Below are 19,317 nucleotides of genomic sequence, written 5' to 3'. Positions count from 1 at the left end.
CCGGCCGCATCGATCAGCCCGCGTTGGCCGGTGCCGGCGCCGTCATGATGTCCGGCATCGGCAGGCGGCGCGGCTTGCTCGGGAAGGCATGCCGCAGGATGCGCCACACCACCTGGCCGAACTGCCGTGGCAGCGAACCGTTGTTGTAGTGCTGACCGTAGCGAAGGCAGATCTCCTTCACTTCCTTGGCGATGGCCGCATAGCGGTTGGCCGGCAGATCCGGATAGAAGTGATGTTCGATCTGGTGGCTGAGGTTGCCCGACAGCACGTTGATCAGGAAACCACCGCTGATGTTCGACGAGCCACGCAGCTGGCGCAGGTACCAGTGGCCACGCGATTCGTTGCGCAGGCACTCCTTGGGGAACGTCTCCGATTCAGCGGTGAAGTGGCCGCAGAAGATGATCACGTAGGTCCAGATGTTGCGCAGGCCGTTGGCGACCAGGTTGCCCAGCATCACGGTCAGGAAGAACGGGCCAGCCAGCAGCGGGAACAGCACGTAATCCTTCAGCACCTGGCGCAGCATCTTGCGCGCCACCGGACGGGTCTGCAGCCACATCGCGCGGCTGCTGATGCGGCCCTTCAGCCAGCGCCCCAGGCGCAGGTCCTGGGCGGCCACGCCCCACTGGAACAGCAGCGCGAAGATCGGTGCGATGATCGGCTGCAGCAGATAGAACGGCTTCCAGCGCTGTTCCGGGAAGATGCGCAGCAGGCCGTAGCCGATGTCATCGTCCATGCCGCGCACGTTGGTATAGGTGTGGTGGCGGAAGTTGTGGGTCTTGCGCCAGTTGTCGGCGGTGGCAACGATGTCCCACTCGTAGGTGTTGCCGTTCAACTTCGGGTCGCCGGTCCAGTCGAACTGGCCGTGCATCACGTTGTGGCCCAGCTCCATGTTCTCCAGGATCTTCGACAGCGCCAGCATGAGCGTGCCAGCGATGGCGGCCGGCCACAGCAGCGGTGCCCACAGCAGCGGCGAGAACGCCGCCAGGAACAGCAGGCTGCGGCCGCCGACGCCGAACCAGCGCACGGCCGCGGCCACGCGCCGGATATAGCGCGTATCGGACGCGCCGAGACTGCCGATCACACGATCGCGGATCGCGTCGAGTTCCTGGCCGAAGGCGTTCATTTCGGCAGGACTCAGGGCACGGTCGGTAGCGCGGGTCATGGCAACGGTTCCTCAGAGATCCAGGGTCAGGTCGGTGGTCGGCGCACTCACGCAGATCCGTACGGGCTGTGCCGCTTCGGAATGCGTATCGCCGGTGCGCAGATGGCGGGTACCGCCACTGACGCGTTCACAACTGCAGCTGTTGCAGATGCCCATGCGGCAGCCGTGCCGGGGCTTGATGCCCTGCGCTTCCAGGCTCTCCAGCAGGGAGCGGCCGCGCGGCACGCGCAGCTGGCGCCCACTGCGTGCCAGGGTCAGCGACACCTCGCCTTCGCCGTCGGCATCCAGCAGCGGCGCGGGCGGCGTGAAGGCTTCCGCCTGGAAACCGGCCACCTGATGCGCAAGGCGGCGGCGCGCGGCGGCAACGAAGCCGTCCGGGCCACAGGCCAGTACATGGCGCTGTGCCAGCGGCGTGTCATCGCCGGGAATCTGCAGGGCGTGGGTATCGATGCGCGCGGCCGGCACCTCGCCCTCGCGGGTGGTCAGCAGGTGCACGCGCAGGCCCGGCGTCGCTGTCGCCAGCGTATGCAGTTCGTCACGGAACTGGATGGCGGCCGCTGTGCGTTCCCAGTAGAACAGGTCCACCGGCGCGCCCAGCGGTCGCTGGCAGGCCTCGCGCAGCAGGCTGCGCATCGGCGTGATGCCGCTGCCCGCCGCCAGCAGCAACACCGGCGCGGCGGCCGGCATATGGAAGTCACCGAAGGCGGCATCGATACGGAACAGGTCTCCCGGCCGCGCCTGGTTCACCAGGTGCTGGCTGACCCGCCCCCCTTCCACGGCTTTGACGGTAATGGCCAGTTCGCGGCCGCTCAGCGGGGTCGGGCTGTAGCTGCGATGCCACACGCGCCCCTCAAGCTCGACGCCGAGGGTGACGTGCTGGCCGGCGCGCATGCCGGCCCAGTGCCGGTTGCAGCGCAGGATCAGGGTGGCCGCGCCCTCGCCCGCTGGTTCGCGTCGGACCAGGCGTGCCAACGGCTCGCGCAGCGTCCACAACGGATTGAGCTGGCCGGCCCAGAAATCAAACAGCGTGGGCGACAGCCAGCGGTGCAGGGAAAACGGGGACGGACGGACGACAGCGCTCATGGCAGCCACTATACGGGCGCACATACACCTGTGTATACACGTGTATATTGAACCGGATTGGGTATGATTCAGCCTTGCCCCACCGGAACCCTCATGGCCGCTGCCACCGTCCTGTCGATACCCGAAGATGCGCAGAGCCCGGCCCGCCGTACGGTGAGCCGCGAAGATCTGCTGGCCGCAGCCCTGAAGCTGATCGGCCCGCACCGCAGCCTGTCCACCCTCAGCCTGCGCGAGGTCGCGCGTGAGGCAGGCATCGCGCCGAACAGCTTCTACCGGCAGTTCCGCGACATGGACGAACTGGCCGTGGCCCTCATCGATGTGGCCGGCCGCTCGCTGCGCACCATCATCGGCGAGGCGCGGCAGCGCGCGACCTCCTCCGCCACCAGCGTAGTGCGGGTATCAGTGGAGACCTTCATGGAGCAGCTGCGCGCAGACGACAAGCTGCTGCACGTCCTGCTGCGCGAAGGTGCGGTCGGCTCGGATGACTTCAAGCATGCCGTCGAGCGCGAGCTGCACTACTTCGAGGAAGAGCTGCAGCACGACCTGGTGCGCCTGGCGGCCCTCGACGGCGCGGTGCTGCATGCACCGGAACTGGTGGCCAAGGCGATCACCCGCCTGGTGTTCGCGATGGGCGCCACCGCGATGGACCTGCCGCCGGAGAAAGATCCGGAACTGGTCGAACAGATCTCCACGATGATCCGCATGATCATCGTCGGCGCCCGCACCCCGGCCGCCTTCCGCCGCGGCTGATCGCCAGGCTCCAGACCGTTGCCGCTTTGCGCCGGAATGCTGCAATGCAGCAATGAAGGGCGCTACTGCGTCGCTGATCTGTGACTTGCATCACGATTTAGATCGGTGAAATGGGGTTCGCCTCGCTTCGACAGGGGCTTCATGCCGTTTTCACTTCAGCAGGACTATCCAGCATGCGCGAGCTCCGCAGCTGAATAGGCCCTCCACAGCTGGATGGACGCCGCCGCAGTCTTCTGGACGAGTTGCATGGCTCTGCAGGCCGTCGCCCCGCAGAGTGTTGCCTACGGCCTGTGGGGACGGGCCCCATCCAATGCATTGGAGAGACGCCATGTACACGATGAAGTCCGCTTCACGCGCCCTGCCCGCGCAGGTCGCTCCGCTTGCGTTGGCCCTGGCGGCCTGCGTCGGCGTGCCGCAGACAGGTCATGCCCAGTCAGTTTCGGTCCCGGCCGGCACCACGCTGACGGTGGACCCGGGAAGCCCCTATGAGGGCCGTGATTTTCTCGTCCGCGGAACATTGAACCTCAATGGCGTCAGTGTGGGTCGCGTGGACGCCAGCCAGGGGGGCGTCGTCAATGCGACGGACACGACCATTACCAGCAATGTGTCGGGAGCGGGAGCATCGATGGCCAACTCGCAGGGCCGCTTCCTCAGGTCGGAGATCGTCAATACGGATGCCAACGGCTTCGGCTTTTCAACCGGCGCGCTGGTTACCGCCAACCCCCCTCAGCCTCTCAGCTTCGTCCAGTTCATCGACAGCAAGGTGTCGGGTGCCGCCATTGGTGCTCAGGCCAGTGGGGGCGGCACCATCGTTGCCGAGCGCTCTACCTTCTCCGGAGCCATCGGCATGCGCAGCCTGGCCGGCTCGATCGAGCTGCGTGATGGCTCCGCCGCCATCGGCAGCGACATCGGCCTGCTACTGGGAAATTCCAGAGTGAACCAACCCCCCTATGCGGACCCTGCGGACTGGCATGTACTGGTGGATGGATCACGCGTGGAGGGCACCACCGGTCCCGCCGTCAAGGTGAGAATGGAGCTTGGCCGTGCTCCCGATCTGGCGCGCCTCACCGTCCAGAACGGCGCAACGCTCATCGGTGGCAACGGCAATCTGGTTGACGTCGATCCCGACATGGCACTGGACTTCACGGCTCGCACGTCCACCCTCAACGGCAACTTCGTCATCGCCGATACCGCCAGCACGACCCTGCGCTTCCTCGATGGGCTGGTGCTGACCGGACAGATCACCGGCCCGGCCGAGGTGATCGTCGACCAGGGCGGACGCTGGACGCTGTCCGGCGACAGCAGCACCGGCAACCTCACCCTCGGCGCGGACAGCCACATCCTGCTCGGCGCGGAGGGTCAGGCGGCGTATCCGCAGTTGACCGTCAATGGCGATTACACCGGCAACGGCGGCACCCTGCATTTCAACACCGTGCTGGCCGGCGACGACGCCGCCAGTTCGCGCCTGCATGTAACCGGCGCCACCAGCGGCGCCACCAACGTCATTGTCAACAACGTCGCGGGCGGTGGCGCGCAGACGGTCGACGGCATCCTGCTGGTCCAGGTCGATGGCGCCAGCAACGGCAGCTTCGCGCTGCAGGGCCGCGCCATCGGCGGCATGTACGAGTACTTCCTGCACAAAGGCTCGGCCACGACGGCCAACGGCAACTGGTACCTGACCTCGGCCTACACGGGCAATCCATGCGATATCAATCCTTCCCTGCCGGAGTGCGATCCGGAGGATCCGGTGATTCCTCCTCCCGACCCCGATCCTGACCCCGATCCCGAACCCGTGCTGCGCCCGGAGCCGGGCGCCTATCTGGCCAACCAGATCGCGGCCGAGCAGATGTTCCAGGTACGCCGCCACGATCGCGGCGAACCGGGCTTCGATCGTGCGCGCATTGGAACCTGGGTCCGCGCGGGTCGCGACCAGCTGCGGGCCAGCATTGCCGGCCAGGTCGATGCCCGCACGCATCTCAACGTCCTGCAGCTGGGCAGCGATCTGTGGCGCTGGAGCGACGGGCGCGGCCAGGTGGGCGTGATGCTCGGCACCGGCGACGCCACCACCCGCGCAGTCTCCATGCTGTCCGGCTATGGCACCCGCGGCAGGATCAAGGGCAAATCGGCAGGCGTGTACCTGGGCTGGGTGCAGGATGCACAGAGCAGCGGCGGCCTGTACGTGGACGGCTGGGTGCAGGCTGCCCGCTTCGACAATGATGTGCAGGGCGAGGGCATTGCAGCGGAAACCTACGATGCGGACGTCCGCAGCGCGTCGCTGGAGCTCGGCTACGCGTGGGCGATCCGCACCCGCGAGGCCAGTACTCTGTACCTGCAGCCGCAGGCACAGCTGACCTGGACCGACTACGACAGTGACAGCGTAGTTGAGGACAACGGAACACGGGTCGAGGATGGCCGCAGCATCGGGCTGAACAGTCGGCTGGGTGTGCGTCTGTTTGGACAGAGCACCCTGCGCGGCAATCGCGTGCAACCCTTCCTGGCGGTCAACTGGCTGCGCGGCCAGCGAGATCCCTCGATGCGCTTCAATGAAGAGCTGTTGAGCGCGAAGACACCCGACAGCCGCTACGAAATGCAGGCGGGCGCGCAGCTGCAGCTGGGGCAACGCTGGAGTGCCTGGGGCGACCTGCGCGTGCAGCGCGGCGACAGCGGCTATCGCAACCACGGTGCACAGGTCGGCCTGCGCGCCGCCTGGTGACACCCGGCGTCCCGCCCGGAACCCGCGCCTGAACACCCCTGCCGGATATGACATCCGGCAGGGGTGACGTCGTCTATTGTAATGTTATAACACCGTCGTTCCTGATGAGGCCCCTGCGCCGTCCAGATGAAAGCAGCGCCGCGCCTGATATAGCCATTGCTATATCTATGAGCGTTTGCTTTCATGTGCGCCCGCCAGGTCGCCCTCGCCGCTCTCTTCCCCAAGGACGACGCCTCCATGCCCCACGCCGTGCCGCCGTGCCACCTTCCGCTGGCCACCGCCATCTTCTTTGCCCTGTCGACCCCGGTACTAGCCGGCACGCCCTCGCCCACGCAGCTGGACCGGGTGCAGGTCAAGGTCAGTACCGCCACGCGCAGCGAGCGCCTGCTTGCCGATGTGCCGATCCGTACCGAAGTGCTGCGCAGGGAGGACATCGCGCTGCGTGCGGCCACCGATTTCTCCCGTGCGGTCGAACTGATCAATGGCCTGCGCGTGGAAAGCAACTGCCAGAACTGCAACACCAGTGAAGTGCAGCTGCTGGGCCTGCCGGGTGCCTACAACCAGCTGCTGTTCGACGGCATCCCGCTGCTGTCCACGCTGGGCAGCGTCTACGGCCTGGAGCAGATTCCCGCCGGCTTCGTCGATCGCATCGAAGTGGTCAAGGGCGGTGGCTCGGCGCTGTATGGACCCGGCGCGGTGGCCGGCGTGATCAACCTGGTTCCGCCGCTGCCCTCGCGCAGTGGTGGCCATGTGCAGGCCGGCGTGGATGTGCTGCGTGGCACGCCGCAGAAGAATGCAGATGTCCGGCTGGATCTGGTTGCCGCGCAGGTCGATGCCGGGCTGTCGGTGATCGCCCAGCGCAACTGGAACAGGGGCATCGACTACAACGGTGATGACTACACCGAGATCACGCGCAAGGATCTCAAGGTCGGTGGACTGCAGGCGTGGTATGCGCCCACACCGGGAACACGGCTGCGCGTGGACGTGCAGGTCACCGATGAAAGCCGGCGCGGCGGCAACCGCCTTGACCAGCCGGAGTATCTGGCCAACATCGCAGAATCGCTCGACACCACGTACCGGCGTGGCAGCGTGTCCTGGGACCAGGACGTAAGCCCGGACATCGACTTCCGCCTCGCCTATGCCTTCGCCGACATCGATCGCGACAGCTTCTATGGCGGTCTCGGCGATGTGGTCACCGACCCGTCGGCAGCCGGATACGATCCCTCCGAGCTGGACCCCACCGTGGCCGGCAGCGCCGCCTCGCGCTCCTGGCGGCAATACGGACGCACGCACAATCCGCTGCATTACCTCGACAGCCAGTTGAACTGGCGGCTGGGCGCGCATGCCCTGGCGTTCGGCGTGCAGTACAAGCACGAGCGCCTGCGCGACGACAACCGGACCGGTGACGGCCAGCGCCTGGCCGTGCTGGAGGACGCCAGCTTCCACAACCTGGGCGCCTTCGTGCAGGACGAATGGAGCCTGCGCGAGGACATCGACCTGGTGATCGGCGCGCGCGTGGACAAGAGTTCCGAACTGGACAACGCGGTGCTCTCACCGCGTGTCGCCCTGGCCTGGCAGGTCACGGAGAACCTGAAGTGGCGGGCGGGCATTGCCAGCGGGTTCCGCGCACCGGAAATCTTCGTCGAGGATGTGCATGTGGACACGCTCGGTGGCGAGCAGGTGCGCGTGCGCAATGCCGACGGCCTGAAGGAGGAACGTGCGCTGACCACCCTGCTCGGCTTCGACTGGCGTTCGGATCCGGCCGAGCCGGTGTGGACGTGGGACGCCACCGCCTCCTACGCGCGCATCCGTGACACCTTTGCGCTGGGCGAGATCCTGCGCGGCGCCGATGGCCGGCTCGGCCAGCTGCGCTACAACGCCTCGGGCTCGGACGTACTGGGCATGGAAACCAATCTGGGCTGGCAACCCTCGCCGCAATGGCGTCTTACCGCGGGCGCATCGTGGTACCGCTCGCGCTTCCGCGAACCCCAGCGCATCTTCGATGACACCGGCGAGGGCGGCGACACCGTGATCGACAGCCGCGACTACCTCAAGACCCCTCGCTGGACCGGGCTGGCCCAGCTCGGCTGGTTGCCTTCAGAACCGTGGGAGACCTTCATCGCGCTGCGCCACACCGGTTCAATGCCGGTGCTGAACAACCGGCTGGGTGAACTGCACCGCACCCGTGCCTTCTGGGTGACCGACCTGGGTGCCCGCTGGCATCGCCACCTCGGGGTGGGCGCCGAACAGGAGGTGTCCGTGGCAGCCGGAGTCAAGAACGTGTTCGACCAGCGGCAGAAGGATCTTGAAGCCGGCGCGCTGCGCGACAGCGACTACGTCTACGGGCCCCGCTTCGCGCGCTCGTGGTATGTCAGCCTGCGCTATGCGTTCTGAAGCACTGCGCGTTCTGCTGTGCGCCGGCAGCGCGCTGCTGGCCGCGCCGGTCGCGGCAGAGAATCTGCACGCGCAGGTCTCGGCGTCGCTGATGCGACCAGAGGCGCGATCGCTGCGCCCGATGCAGTGGTCGCCGCCGCCGCGATTGATCGCGCTTTACTTCGGTGCGGACTGGTGCGCGCCCTGCCATGCCTTCGTGCCGACCCTGCGCAGCGTGCGTGACGCACTGCGCGAGGCCGGTGCGGACACCGAGGTGGTGTACGTCAGCCAGGATGAGAGCGAGGCCGCGCTGCGCCGCTACATGCGCCGCCAGGACATGCCGTGGCCGGTGCTGGACCCGCGCAGGGCCGCGCGCATGCCGGTGCTGCAGGCCCTGGCCGGCCCCGCGCCGCCCAATCTGGTGCTGATCGACGCGGAAGGTCGCGTGCTGGCGAAGGGGTGGCATGGGCGGCGCTATGAGGGTCTACAGCCTGTGCTGAAGCTGTGGCAGGCAGGGGCATGCGCACAGGAACAGGCGCGCTGCCCGCCGCTTGAGTGATCTGCGGCTCCTTCCACGGCCGCCGGGCATGGCCCGGCGCTACCCCTCCTTCCCAGCGCATGCAGCCGCCGGGCATGGCCCGGCGCTACCGCCACCCAGATCGCGGGCACCGGCCCTACCCGCCCTCGGCCTTGCGCACGAATGCTTCGAACAGCGCCAGCGTCTGCTCGCTGACATGATGCTCGATGCCTTCGGCATCGCGCCGGGCGGTATCTGCATCCACGCCCAACGCCAACAGGAAGCGCTCCACCGTCTGGTGCCGCTGGCGACTGGCATGGGCCAGCGCCTCGCCCTCGGCGGTCAGAAAGACACCACGATAGGGCCGCTGCACGACCCAGCCGTCGCGGGCCAGCCGCCGCAGCATCTTCGCCACCGTCGGCTGCGCCACCCCCAGGCGGGTGGCGATGTCGACCTGGCGGGCCTCGCCGCCATCGGCCAGCAGGTCCGAGATCAGCTCGACATAGTCCTCCACCAGTTCCATCCGGTGCGCCTCGCGCACCTGCCGGAAGCTCTCGACCTGGCGCTCGGCCTCGATCAAGGGGGGATTCTTTGGCGATGTCGAATCGTCGCTCTTGCTCACGCGTGCGCCTGTCCTGCCGAAGTCGTCCGGGAATGAACCTGAATTCTGGACCAGTGACGCGATAAAGACGATTGTTTCACATTGCTATTGGATATAGCAGTAGCTATATTAAGCGCATGAACACCCTGGCGCCCGATGACCCTTCGGCCCCTGCCCCGGCCAGCCTGGGTGCGCTCAATGCCTCGGTGGCGGTACCCGACAAGGGCCACTGGTGGTTCCGCCTGCTGGCGTTCCTCGGCCCGGGCTACATGATCTCGGTCGGCTACATGGACCCTGGCAACTGGGCCACCGACCTGGCCGGCGGCTCACGCTTCGGCTACCTGCTGCTGTCGGTCATCCTCGTGTCCAATCTGATGGCGGTGATCCTGCAGGCGCTCTCGGCGCGGCTGGGTATCGCCACCGGGCTGGACCTGGCCCAGGCCTGTCGCGCGCGCTACCCGAAGCCGGTCAATCTGGCCCTGTGGGGGCTGTGCGAGGCCGCCATCATCGCCTGCGACCTGGCCGAGGTGATCGGCACCGCCATCGCACTGAAGCTGCTGTTCGACCTGCCGCTGCTGTGGGGTGCAGTGATCACCGCGCTGGACACGCTGCTGGTGCTGCTGCTGATGAACCGCGGCTTCCGCGCGCTGGAGGCCTTCGTCATCGCGCTGCTGATGGTGATCTTCGCCTGCTTCGTGGTCCAGATCGCGATGGCCGCGCCGCCTGTCATGGCGGTGCTTGGCGGCTTCATTCCACGCGCACAGGTGGTCACCGATCCGCACGCCCTGTACATCGCGATCGGCATCATCGGCGCCACGGTCATGCCGCACAACCTGTACCTCCACTCGTCCATCGTGCAGACCCGAGCGTATCCGCGTACCGACGAGGGTCGCCGCAGCGCGCTGCGCTGGGCGGTGACCGACAGCACGCTGGCCCTGACGCTGGCACTGTTCATCAATGCCAGCATCCTGATCCTGGCCGCAGCCGTGTTCCATGCCAACGGTCGCTTCGACGTGGAAGACATCGAGCAGGCGCATCAGCTGCTGGCACCGATGCTGGGCGTGGGCGCCGCGGCGACGCTGTTCGCGGTGGCACTGCTGGCATCGGGCCTGAATTCCACGGTGACCGCAACGCTGGCCGGGCAGATCGTGATGGAGGGCTTCCTGCGCCTTCGCCTGCCGCCCTGGCTGCGGCGGCTGCTGACCCGGGCGCTGGCGATCATTCCGGTGGTGGTGGTGATCGTGCTGTTCGGCGACCAGGGCGCGGTGAAGCTGCTGGTGCTGAGCCAGGTGGTGCTGTCGATGCAGCTGCCGTTCGCGATCATTCCGCTGGTGCGGATCGTGACCGACAAGGTGACCATGGGCGCACTGGTGGCGCCGCGGTGGCTGGGTACGATCGCCTGGTTGATCGCGCTGGTGATCGTGGCATTGAATGTGAAGCTGCTGGTCGACACCTTCGCCGCCGCCTGACGGCCGAGGGCCGCCACCGGGCCATGCTCGACGCACGCGTGCAGCGCTGTCGAGCGTGGCCCCGCTCTACAGATGCAGGGCGATGGCAGCCTCGATCTGCTGTGGCGACTGGAATCCGGCCAGGCGGATGCGTTCGTTGCCGTCACGGAACAGCGCAAGCGTTGGTGTCTGGCGCAGCCCCAGCTCCCTGAAGAAGGTTTCACCCAGCACTTCCAGCTGCACCCGCAGCAGGGTCATGCCCTGCCCCGCGCCGCTGCTGGCGACACGCTGCAGGGACATCTCCAGCATCCGGCAGCCCGGGCACTGGTCCTTGTGGAAATCCACCAGGACCCGGGGATGTTCGGCCAACAGCTGCTGGAGCTGCTCAGGCGTGGTGGCGTCGATGATCTGCATCGGTGGTACTCCGGTAATGGGCCAGGACTGCGTCGGTCCAGGCGTCGATGGCGGCGGCGTGGCGTTCGCCGTGCGGCATCTGTTCAATCTCCAGCGGCGGGTAGCTGCTGTGGAAGTAGCGGATCAGGCGGTGCACGGCGCCGCAGTAGTACTCCTGGCCCCACTGTGTCTCGCCGGTGCCGAACACCGCCACCTGTCGCGGCCACTGACCCTGCCCAGCAATGCCGGCCACCCACGCCTTCATCTCCGCCGGTGTGCGCCCGGCGTTGTCGGTCCAGCTGCCCAGCAGCACGAGGTCGGCTTCATCGGCCGCCAGCGGAGCCGGCTGGCGCAGGTCGTCGGCCTCCTGCCAATGCACCGCGTGACCCGCCGCGCGACACCGCTCGGCGATCTGACGCCCCAGCTCCCGGGTATTGCCACTGAGCGAGGCGACCACAATCAGGATGCCCAGCGCCGGCCCCCGCTCAGAGATCGTCGAAGCCGTTGTCGACGTTGGTCTTCTTGTAACTTGCATTGCGCATCTCGAAGAAGTCGGTCTTGGTTTCGGTGAAGTTGTCGGCGTAGGCCTTGATCCACGGCATCACATTGTCGGTCGTATCGCTGTACAGCCGCTCGATGCCCAGCATGCCGGCCATCTTGTTGGCGCGGTACTTCACATAGCGCACCATCTCGTCCACATCGATGCCGTCGATGCCATCCAGCACTTCCGACGACCATTGCGTCTCCAGGGTGATGGCGTGCTCGAATGCATCGTGTACGTAGGCAGTCAGCTCGTTGGTCTGCAGTTCCGGATTCTCGCCGACGATGGCCCGGATCACCTCGCTGATGAACTTGGTATGGGCCAGCTCGTCGCGGTTGATGAAGCTGATGATCTTGCCGGTGCCGGTCATGCGGTTCTGCCGCACCAGGTTGTAGAAGTAGGCGAAGCCGGAATAGAAGTTGATGCCCTCCAGGATCGACGACTGGATCAGCGACCTCAGCAGCGTCTCGGCGGTCTTGTCGCGCATGAAGTCGTCGTACGCCTGCATGATCGGCGCGTTGCGGCTGATGATGGTCGGATGCGTGCGGGCCAGTTCGAACACCCGGTTCTGGTTGGGCAGATCGGTGATCGACGCCAGCACATAGCTGTAGCTTTCGTTATGTATCACTTCCTGCTGGCCGATGATCGCCGCATTGGCATGCGCGGCCGGATCGGTGATGTACTCGGCGACGTTGTAGATGAACCGGGTCTGCGGCGAATCGAGCGTGGCCAGCAGGCCGATGATCGAGTCGTAGGCGTTCTTCTCGCGTCCGGACAGTTCACCGTACTGGCGTGCGTCCAGCTTCATGTCCACTTCGTCGGGGATCCAGAAGTTGGTCGACAGTTCCTTGTACGCCCGATAGAACGAGGGGTACGGAATGTCGTTCCAGTTCAGTATGCCGCTGGTGCGGCCGTTGATGATGCCGGTGCTGCGGTTGGGATGGCGTGGTTCAAGGATCTTGATGCGGTCAAGCGGCGTTGCCATGGTGTTACCTGCTGAGGATGGCGCCGGGCCGTGCCCGGCGGAATGTACGGTGGCCGCGCGGTGCGCTCGCCGGGCATGGCCCGGCGCTACCGCGGCTGGGGCGCAGCGATCAGCTCGAGCACCACTCGCATTCGCTGATGTCGATGTCGTTGGAGCGCACGTAGTAGGTGGTCTTCAGTCCCGCGCGCCATGCGCTCAGGTGCAGCTCCAGCAACGTGCTCGCACGGATGGTGCTGGGCACATACAGGTTGAAGCTGATCGACTGGTCCACATGGCGCTGGCGCCGGGCGTTCTGCCGGACGCTGGCGAACTGGTCCACCTTGTAGGCGCCCTTCTCGTAGTACGGCCAGGTCTCCAGCGACAGCCCGGGGGCCGCGACCGGCCGTCGGAAGTCCTTCTTCTCCTCGTAGTAGAACGCGCTGTAGATGGGATCGATCGAGGCAGTGGAACCGGCGATCTGGGCGGTGCTCATGTTCGGCGCGACCGCCAGCAGCCAGCCATTGCGCAGACCATGGCGGGCCACCTCACGCGCCAGGCCCTGCCAGGCCGCATCACGGTAATCGCGGTCGCTGAAGTAGCGGCCGGTGTGCCAGTCGCTGCCGGCGAACATCGGATAGTGGCCCTTCTCTTTCGCCAGTTCGGCACTGGCCTGGATGGTCAGGAAGTTGATGCGTTCGTACAGGCGGTCGGCCAGCGCCTCGGCCTCCGGCGATTCCCACGGGATCGCCTGCTGCGCCAGCAGGTGATGCCAGCCGAACGTGCCCAGGCCGATGGCCCGGTACTTGCGGTTGGTGATCGTGGCCTGCGGCACCGGCAAGGCATTGAGATCGATCACATTGTCCAGCATGCGCACCTGGATCGGGATCAGCCGTTCCAGCACGTCCTTCGCCAGCAGATCGTCCGGCGCGGTGACCGCCCGTCCAAGATTGATCGAGGACAGGTTGCACACCACGAAATCGCCGGCGCGGCGGGTGGTGACGATCTGGTCGCCGCTGACGATCTCCTGGATCATCCGCGTCGGGCTCATGTTCTGCAGGATCTCCGTGCACAGGTTGCTGGAATAGACCATGCCCGCGTGCTTGTTCGGGTTCCTGCGATTGACTTCATCGCGGTAGAACAGGAATGGATTGCCGGTCTCCAGCTGGCTGAGCATGATGCGCTTGAACAGATCGATCGCGCGCACGGTGCGCCGGCTGATGCGCTCGTCGGCCACCAGCTCCGCGTAGCGGTCGCGGAAGCTGCCCGCACCGCGCGTCTCATCGTAGAAGTCCTGCAGGTACCAGCCCTTGGCCTGCTTTACCTCATGCGGGTCGAACAGGTACCAGTCGGCCCGACGCTCGACCGCCTCCATGAACAGATCGGGGACGCAGACCGACGTGAACACATCATGCGCGCGCAGGCGCTGGTCGCCGTTGTTCAGGCGCAGATCGAGGAAGGCCTCGATGTCGCGGTGCCAGATGTCCAGGTATACCGCTACCGCGCCTTTGCGCTGGCCGAGCTGATCGACCGATACCGCGGTGTTGTTGAGCTGCTTGATCCAGGGCACTACGCCGCCGGACGAGTTGGGCACACCACGGATCGGTGCACCGCTGCTGCGCACGTAGCCCAGGTAGGCGCCCACACCCCCGCCGTGCTTGGACACGCGGGCAATGTCCGTATTGGAGTCATAGATGCCCTGCAGGCTGTCGTCCACTGTATCGATGAAGCAGCTGGACAGCTGTCCACCGACCTTGCCGGCGTTGGCCAGCGTCGGCGTGGCCACCGTCATGTACAGGTTCGACAGCGCCCAGTAGGCCTCGCCGACCAGCTGCATCCGCCGCTCACGCGGCTTCTCCTCCTGCATGAGGTACAGGGCGATGGTCAGCCAGCGCTCCTGCGGCAACTCATACACCTCGCGGCTGCGGTCGCTGGCCAGGTAGCGCGTCGCCAGCAGGTACAGGCCGTTGTACGCGAACAGACGGTCGCGGTCGGGATCGATCATCTCTCCGGCCTGCTGCAGCTCCTCCTTCGAGTAGCAGCGCAGGATGTCATTGCTGTAGACGCCACGGTCGGCCAGGCTCTCCTGCAGGCCTACGTACGAGCCGTACTTCAGGCTGACATCGTAGAAGCGGTTGCGGCTGGCGCGCTTGTACAGGCGGCGCAGGTAGATGCGGGCGGCGAACCGCTCCCAGTCCGGCGCGACCAGGTCCACACGGGATTCCGCCTCGCGGATCAGCAGGTCCACCAGGTCGTCGGCACTGATGCTGGGCTTGCGCTCAACCATCGCCTGTACCACGCGGCGGTAGTCGGCTACGTCCAGCTGCGGGAACTCGGCATGGATGGCGTCGATGCTGCGCTGCAGGCGCCCGGCGTCGAACGGCAGGCGTCGGTTGCCGGCCTCCTTGGTGATCCAGGTCGGCACGCGCTCGCCACCGGCGCGCAGGGCGTCGCCGGCGCCGGCCGGATCGGCCGCGCGGTAGGTGTATTCAGTCATGGTCCTGCGTCTCCAGGCTCGCACGCACGATTGCGCCGATGCCATGGCGGCCCTGCACGCGATACCGGCGCACGGGGCGATCGGGTGGGATGCCAAAGCGCGGGAACACCAGGTCGTCGGCAAGCGCCTGCGCCTGCGGCCGGTATCCGGGCCGTGGGGGCGACCTGAGTCCGCACGAGGGCGGCCGCGTCGACACGGCAAGCCTTCAGGGGCGGGCCGCGGGACGTGTCTTGCATCGTCCGGCGGCGGCGGCTGACCGGGAGTGACGGCCCCAACATAGTGGGGATGATGGATATCGTCAACACAAGATGCAGTAAATAGCGCCCTCCGCGACGAACCGTCGCAGGATGCCGTGTTGCGTCTGCGCCGCCTTGTCGACGCCGCACGCATCCCCACTTCGATACAACCTCCACATTCCGCGGAACATCCCCCATGCGCGCTGCCCAGTACTCCTCCTTCGGCGACCCGTCCGACGTCCTTGCCGTCGCCGAGGCCGCCCTGCCTGAACCTGGTCCTGGCGAGGTGCGCATCCGTACCGTGCTCGCCTCCATCCACAACCACGATCTGCTGACCGTGCGCGGCCTGTATGGCTACAAGCCGACGCTGCCGGCGATCGGTGGCAGCGAGGCACTGGGCGTGGTCGACGCGGTTGGCGACGGCGTCGAAGGCCTTCGGGTCGGTCAGCGTGTCGCTGCCGCCTCGGTGCACGGCACCTGGGCCGAAGCATTCATCGCGCCGGCACGGATGGTGATTCCGATGCCCGAATCGATCCCCGACGAGACCGCTGCGCAGCTGATTGCCATGCCGCTCAGTGCGCTGATGCTGCTGGAATTCCTGCGTGTCGAGCCAGGCCAATGGATCGTGCAGAACACCGCCAATGGCGCGGTCGGCAAGTCGCTGGCGATGCTGGCGCGGGCACGTGGTGTCCATGTGGCCAACCTGGTGCGCAACGCCGATGCAGTCGCGCAGCTGCAGGCGCTCGGCATCGATCATGTATTCGATACCTCGGTGGACGGCTGGAAGGACCGCGTGCGTGCAGTGACCGGTGAAGCGCAGGCGGCGGCCGCCGTGGATTCCATCGGCGGCGACGCCAGCGGTGACCTGGTCGACCTGCTCGGCCACCACGGCACGCTGGTGTCCTTCGGCGTGATGAGCGGCGAGCCCATGCGCATCCCCGCCGGAGGCCTGATCTACAAGGAAGCCACCGTGAAAGGCTTCTGGGGCAGCAAGGTCAGCCAGGCGATGGCGGTGGACGACAAGCGACGGCTGGTGGGCGAACTGCTGCAGCGTGCAGCCGGCGGCGAACTGACGCTGCCGGTGGAACAGGTGTTCGCACTCGATGATATCGCCGCGGCGGTCAAGGCCGGCGCAGGTTCCGGCCGCAACGGCAAGGTGCTCTTGCGGCCTTGACGGTCGGCCAACCGGGGTCAGATCCCTTTCCGTTGGAAAGGGATCTGACCCCTGAGAGGAACGCGCAGCACCGGTCGATAACAAGGCCAGTCACTCGTTAAGAACCTGTGATGTATAACTGAATGCGCTTTCGTCATTGGAAGGCGCAGGCGAGCGCATGCGGTACTGGCGGCTCCTCTTCTGTCCGGCGTTGTCGCTTCCATGTACCGCACCACCCTGAACCTGCTTGCCGGCGCCATCGCGCTGGGACTTACCGCCGGCGCTGCCGGCGCTGCTGAAACCACCGATACCGGCAAGGACAGCACCACGCTCGGCACCGTGCTGGTGACCGGATCCAACATCAAGCGCAGCGACACCGCCGGCCCCAACCCGGTGCAGATCGTCAGCCGTGAACAGATCGAACAGACCGGTCGCAGCACGTTGACCGATGTGCTGCGCAACCTGTCGGCCAATGCCGGCAACAGCTTCGACGAGCAGTACACCGGCAGCTTCGCGGCGGGCTCGGCGTCGATCGGCCTGCGCGGGCTGTCGCCGAAGAACACTCTGGTGCTGGTCAACGGCTATCGGGTAGCCAACTTCGGTTTCGCCCTCAATACCCAGGACACCTTCGTCGATCTCAATGCGCTGCCGATCAGCGCGGTCGAACGCATTGAAGTACTGAAGGACGGCGCCTCGGCGGTGTATGGCTCCGATGCCATCGCCGGTGTCATCAACATCATCCTGCGCAGGAACTTCCAGGGCGTGGAAGTGGGCGGCGGCTTCGGTACGGCCACCCAGGGCGGCCTCGACGAACGCAAGGCCAATCTGCTGGCCGGTTTCGGCGACCTCGAACAGCAGGGCTGGAACGTGCTGTTCGGGCTGGACCTGCTCAAGCGCGATCGGCTCGACGCCGACCAGCGCGCCTATACCCGCAGCGGCGATTTCCGCGACAAGCCCGGTGGTCGCCTGGCCGGCTGGTCCACTGCCGGTGGCAACTGGCTGGCGAACCCGCGCGCGCCGCAGCCATTCTCGCCCTGCCCCGAGGGCAGCCAGCTGCGGCCCTACAGCGACTTCGGCAGCAGCCTGCCCGGCCAGGCCTGCGCGTTCAATGCGCAGCCGTTCAAGACCCTGCAGCCCGGTGCCGAACGCCTGCAGGCCTCGCTGAGCGCGACCTACCGCTTCAGCGACAACGTCGAAGCCTTCGCCGACGTGCTCTACAGCCACAACACGGCCGACCAGATCTTCAGCGCGCCACTGACCGTCGGCCCGGGCCTGCGCGCCTACAACCCCGCCACCGGCACCCTGCTCGACATTCCGGCAGTGCTGCCGGTCGGGCATCCGAACAACCCGGGCAGCGCTCCCCTGCCCTTCGAGTACACGTTCTTCGATCTCGGCCCGCGCCTGAAGGACAACACGCAGGTGTTCTACCGTGCATTGGCCGGCGTGCGTGGCCAGGGCGAGCGCTGGGACTGGGAGGTCGCCGCGCTGACCTCGCAGAGCGAGCAGCGCGAGTACGTGGACAACTTCATCAACCGCTACGCATTCGAGCAGATCCTGCGCGATGGCAGCTACAACTTCCTCGACCCGGCCAGCACGCCGGCCGCGCTTGACGCGCTGCGCCTGCAGACCAAGCGCCCGGGCTGGTACCAGCTGCACTCTCTGAACCTCAAGGCATCGACGTCGCTGTGGGAGCTGCCGGCCGGCGCGGTCGGCTTCGCCTGGGGCGCGGAGTTCCGCAAGGAATCGCTGGATGCACGGACAAGTGCGCAGGTGCTGTCCGGAACGGAGCTGCGGCCCGCGATCAACGTGGTCGATGGCGAGCGGCAGGTCAGCGCCGCCTACGCCGAGTTCAGCGTACCGTTGCATCGCACATTGGAACTGCAGGTCGCCGGACGCGGCGACCGCTACGACGACTTCGGCAAGGCGTTCTCGCCGAAGTTCGCGCTGCGCTGGCAGCCGCTGGACAGCCTGCTGCTGCGCGGTTCGTTCTCGCGCGGTTTCCGCGCCCCCTCGCTGCCGGAAATCGCACCCGGACAGACGGTCAGCTACGGATCGGTGATCGACCCGCTCGACCCGTTGCAGCCCGGTGGCAGCCGCGGTGTCACCAACATCCGCACCGGCAATCCCGACCTGAAGGCCGAGCGCTCGCGCAATCTCAACGTTGGCGCGGTGTGGTCGCCGGACGCTGACAGCAGCATCGGCCTGGACTGGTACCGCATCGAGCAGGACAACCTGGTCAAGCCCGACAGCGCACAGTTCATCGTCGACAATCCCGCCCTGTTCCCGGGCCGGGTCCAGCGCGATGCGCAGGGCCGCATCCAGTTCATCACCAACCAGTATGCCAACCAGGGGGAGCTGACCACGTCCGGTCTCGACCTGGAGGCCAGCCGCACCTTCCGCACCGACGGCTGGGGCAACCTCACCCTCGCCGGCAGCTGGACCCATCTGCTCAGCTTCAAGCAGCCCCTGGTAGCCGGTCAGGCGCCCTATGACGGCGCGGGCAACAACCGCCACGGCGCGCTGCCGCGCACCCGCGGCACCACGTCACTGAACTGGGCGGTGGGCGACTGGAACAGCACGCTGAGCCTGCAATATGTCAGCGGCTACGACCAGCGGGTAGCGACGGCCACCAGCAACCCGGGCCTGCGCGATCGCGTCAAGCCCTATCACCAGCTGGACCTGTACGTGGCGTACGAAGGCATTCCCAACACCACGCTGTCGCTGTCGGTGCTGAACCTGACCGACAAGGACCCGCCATTCGACCCGGCGGGCGGCTCCAACGGCTTCGACATCAGCCAGTACAACCTGCGCGGCCAGTTCGTCACGGTGGGGGCACGCTACCGGTTCTGATGCGGAAACTGCACATGTAGCGCCGAGCCCATGCCCGGC

Annotated in this window: 14 protein-coding genes; 7 read left to right on the top strand and 7 right to left on the bottom strand. The window is 66.6% G+C overall.

What is annotated here, in order from left to right; translation table 11 throughout:
* Positions 1–13: 13 nt before the first annotated feature.
* Both ACVOJ1_RS06950 and ACVOJ1_RS06945 read right to left on the bottom strand, forming a co-directional pair.
* A complete protein-coding gene (locus ACVOJ1_RS06950) occupies positions 14–1,162 on the bottom strand; it encodes a fatty acid desaturase family protein (protein WP_053517809.1) in 1,149 nt (382 codons plus the stop codon).
* A 12-nt stretch (positions 1,163–1,174) separates the two neighbouring features.
* Positions 1,175–2,245, bottom strand: a complete 1,071-nt coding sequence (locus ACVOJ1_RS06945) for a ferredoxin reductase (RefSeq protein ID WP_346480193.1) — start codon at positions 2,243–2,245, stop codon at positions 1,175–1,177.
* Between the two features lie 93 nt (positions 2,246–2,338).
* Between ACVOJ1_RS06945 and fabR the strand changes: the two genes are divergently transcribed.
* From fabR to ACVOJ1_RS06925, 4 genes are all read left to right on the top strand, one after another.
* The gene (fabR, locus tag ACVOJ1_RS06940; protein ID WP_053517811.1) at positions 2,339–2,995 is read left to right on the top strand and encodes an HTH-type transcriptional repressor FabR; all 657 of its coding nucleotides are present in this window, start codon (positions 2,339–2,341) and stop codon (positions 2,993–2,995) included.
* A gap of 328 nt (positions 2,996–3,323) precedes the next feature.
* The gene (locus ACVOJ1_RS06935) at positions 3,324–5,708 is read left to right on the top strand and encodes an autotransporter family protein (RefSeq protein WP_346480192.1); all 2,385 of its coding nucleotides are present in this window, start codon (positions 3,324–3,326) and stop codon (positions 5,706–5,708) included.
* Positions 5,709–5,945: 237 nt separating this feature from the next.
* Positions 5,946–8,102 (top strand): TonB-dependent receptor plug domain-containing protein, encoded by a 2,157-nt coding sequence (locus tag ACVOJ1_RS06930; RefSeq protein ID WP_346480191.1) that lies wholly within the window; start codon positions 5,946–5,948, stop codon positions 8,100–8,102.
* Positions 8,092–8,640 (top strand): thioredoxin-like domain-containing protein, encoded by a 549-nt coding sequence (locus ACVOJ1_RS06925; protein ID WP_164152555.1) that lies wholly within the window; start codon positions 8,092–8,094, stop codon positions 8,638–8,640. Before ACVOJ1_RS06930 ends, ACVOJ1_RS06925 begins: the two co-directional genes overlap by 11 nt.
* A 115-nt stretch (positions 8,641–8,755) precedes the next feature.
* Here the strand turns inward: ACVOJ1_RS06925 and mntR are convergent, their stop codons facing one another.
* The gene (gene mntR, locus ACVOJ1_RS06920) at positions 8,756–9,220 is read right to left on the bottom strand and encodes a manganese-binding transcriptional regulator MntR (RefSeq protein WP_111185914.1); all 465 of its coding nucleotides are present in this window, start codon (positions 9,218–9,220) and stop codon (positions 8,756–8,758) included.
* 116 nt (positions 9,221–9,336) lie between these two features.
* On the opposite strand from mntR, the gene ACVOJ1_RS06915 reads away from it, so the two are divergent.
* On the top strand, positions 9,337–10,668 hold the full coding sequence (locus ACVOJ1_RS06915) for an Nramp family divalent metal transporter (protein ID WP_346480190.1): 1,332 nt from the start codon (positions 9,337–9,339) through the stop codon (positions 10,666–10,668).
* Positions 10,669–10,734: 66 nt separating this feature from the next.
* Here ACVOJ1_RS06915 and ACVOJ1_RS06910 read toward each other — a convergent pair whose 3' ends face one another.
* From ACVOJ1_RS06910 to ACVOJ1_RS06895, 4 genes are all read right to left on the bottom strand, one after another.
* A complete protein-coding gene (locus ACVOJ1_RS06910; RefSeq protein WP_053517820.1) occupies positions 10,735–11,061 on the bottom strand; it encodes a thioredoxin family protein in 327 nt (108 codons plus the stop codon).
* A complete protein-coding gene (locus ACVOJ1_RS06905; RefSeq protein ID WP_253118617.1) occupies positions 11,033–11,512 on the bottom strand; it encodes a flavodoxin in 480 nt (159 codons plus the stop codon). Before ACVOJ1_RS06905 ends, ACVOJ1_RS06910 begins: the two co-directional genes overlap by 29 nt.
* A gap of 13 nt (positions 11,513–11,525) precedes the next feature.
* Positions 11,526–12,566 (bottom strand): ribonucleotide-diphosphate reductase subunit beta, encoded by a 1,041-nt coding sequence (locus tag ACVOJ1_RS06900; RefSeq protein WP_346480189.1) that lies wholly within the window; start codon positions 12,564–12,566, stop codon positions 11,526–11,528.
* Positions 12,567–12,675: 109 nt separating this feature from the next.
* Positions 12,676–15,039: a ribonucleoside-diphosphate reductase subunit alpha gene (locus ACVOJ1_RS06895; protein ID WP_193395897.1), complete on the bottom strand. Its 2,364-nt coding sequence runs from the start codon at positions 15,037–15,039 to the stop codon at positions 12,676–12,678.
* A gap of 432 nt (positions 15,040–15,471) precedes the next feature.
* Between ACVOJ1_RS06895 and ACVOJ1_RS06890 the strand changes: the two genes are divergently transcribed.
* Both ACVOJ1_RS06890 and ACVOJ1_RS06885 read left to right on the top strand, forming a co-directional pair.
* Positions 15,472–16,449: a zinc-binding dehydrogenase gene (locus tag ACVOJ1_RS06890; protein WP_346480188.1), complete on the top strand. Its 978-nt coding sequence runs from the start codon at positions 15,472–15,474 to the stop codon at positions 16,447–16,449.
* 201 nt (positions 16,450–16,650) lie between these two features.
* Positions 16,651–19,278: a TonB-dependent receptor gene (locus ACVOJ1_RS06885; RefSeq protein WP_346480187.1), complete on the top strand. Its 2,628-nt coding sequence runs from the start codon at positions 16,651–16,653 to the stop codon at positions 19,276–19,278.
* Positions 19,279–19,317: the final 39 nt, after the last annotated feature.

This window comes from Stenotrophomonas sp. STEN225 (assembly GCF_056756445.1).
This window is presented reverse-complemented; position numbering and strand designations above follow the sequence as displayed.

Excerpts from the sequence above, each read along its gene's own strand:
- ACVOJ1_RS06915 (WP_346480190.1), top strand. The coding sequence starts at position 9,337 with ATGAACACCCTGGCGCCCGATGACCCTTCGGCCCCTGCCCCGGCCAGC.
- fabR (WP_053517811.1), top strand. The coding sequence starts at position 2,339 with ATGGCCGCTGCCACCGTCCTGTCGATACCCGAAGATGCGCAGAGCCCG.
- ACVOJ1_RS06910 (WP_053517820.1), bottom strand. The coding sequence starts at position 11,061 with ATGCAGATCATCGACGCCACCACGCCTGAGCAGCTCCAGCAGCTGTTG.
- ACVOJ1_RS06925 (WP_164152555.1), top strand. The coding sequence starts at position 8,092 with ATGCGTTCTGAAGCACTGCGCGTTCTGCTGTGCGCCGGCAGCGCGCTG.
- ACVOJ1_RS06895 (WP_193395897.1), bottom strand. The coding sequence starts at position 15,039 with ATGACTGAATACACCTACCGCGCGGCCGATCCGGCCGGCGCCGGCGAC.
- ACVOJ1_RS06900 (WP_346480189.1), bottom strand. The coding sequence starts at position 12,566 with ATGGCAACGCCGCTTGACCGCATCAAGATCCTTGAACCACGCCATCCC.
- ACVOJ1_RS06890 (WP_346480188.1), top strand. The coding sequence starts at position 15,472 with ATGCGCGCTGCCCAGTACTCCTCCTTCGGCGACCCGTCCGACGTCCTT.
- ACVOJ1_RS06950 (WP_053517809.1), bottom strand. The coding sequence starts at position 1,162 with ATGACCCGCGCTACCGACCGTGCCCTGAGTCCTGCCGAAATGAACGCC.
- ACVOJ1_RS06885 (WP_346480187.1), top strand. The coding sequence starts at position 16,651 with ATGTACCGCACCACCCTGAACCTGCTTGCCGGCGCCATCGCGCTGGGA.
- ACVOJ1_RS06935 (WP_346480192.1), top strand. The coding sequence starts at position 3,324 with ATGTACACGATGAAGTCCGCTTCACGCGCCCTGCCCGCGCAGGTCGCT.
- ACVOJ1_RS06930 (WP_346480191.1), top strand. The coding sequence starts at position 5,946 with ATGCCCCACGCCGTGCCGCCGTGCCACCTTCCGCTGGCCACCGCCATC.
- ACVOJ1_RS06945 (WP_346480193.1), bottom strand. The coding sequence starts at position 2,245 with ATGAGCGCTGTCGTCCGTCCGTCCCCGTTTTCCCTGCACCGCTGGCTG.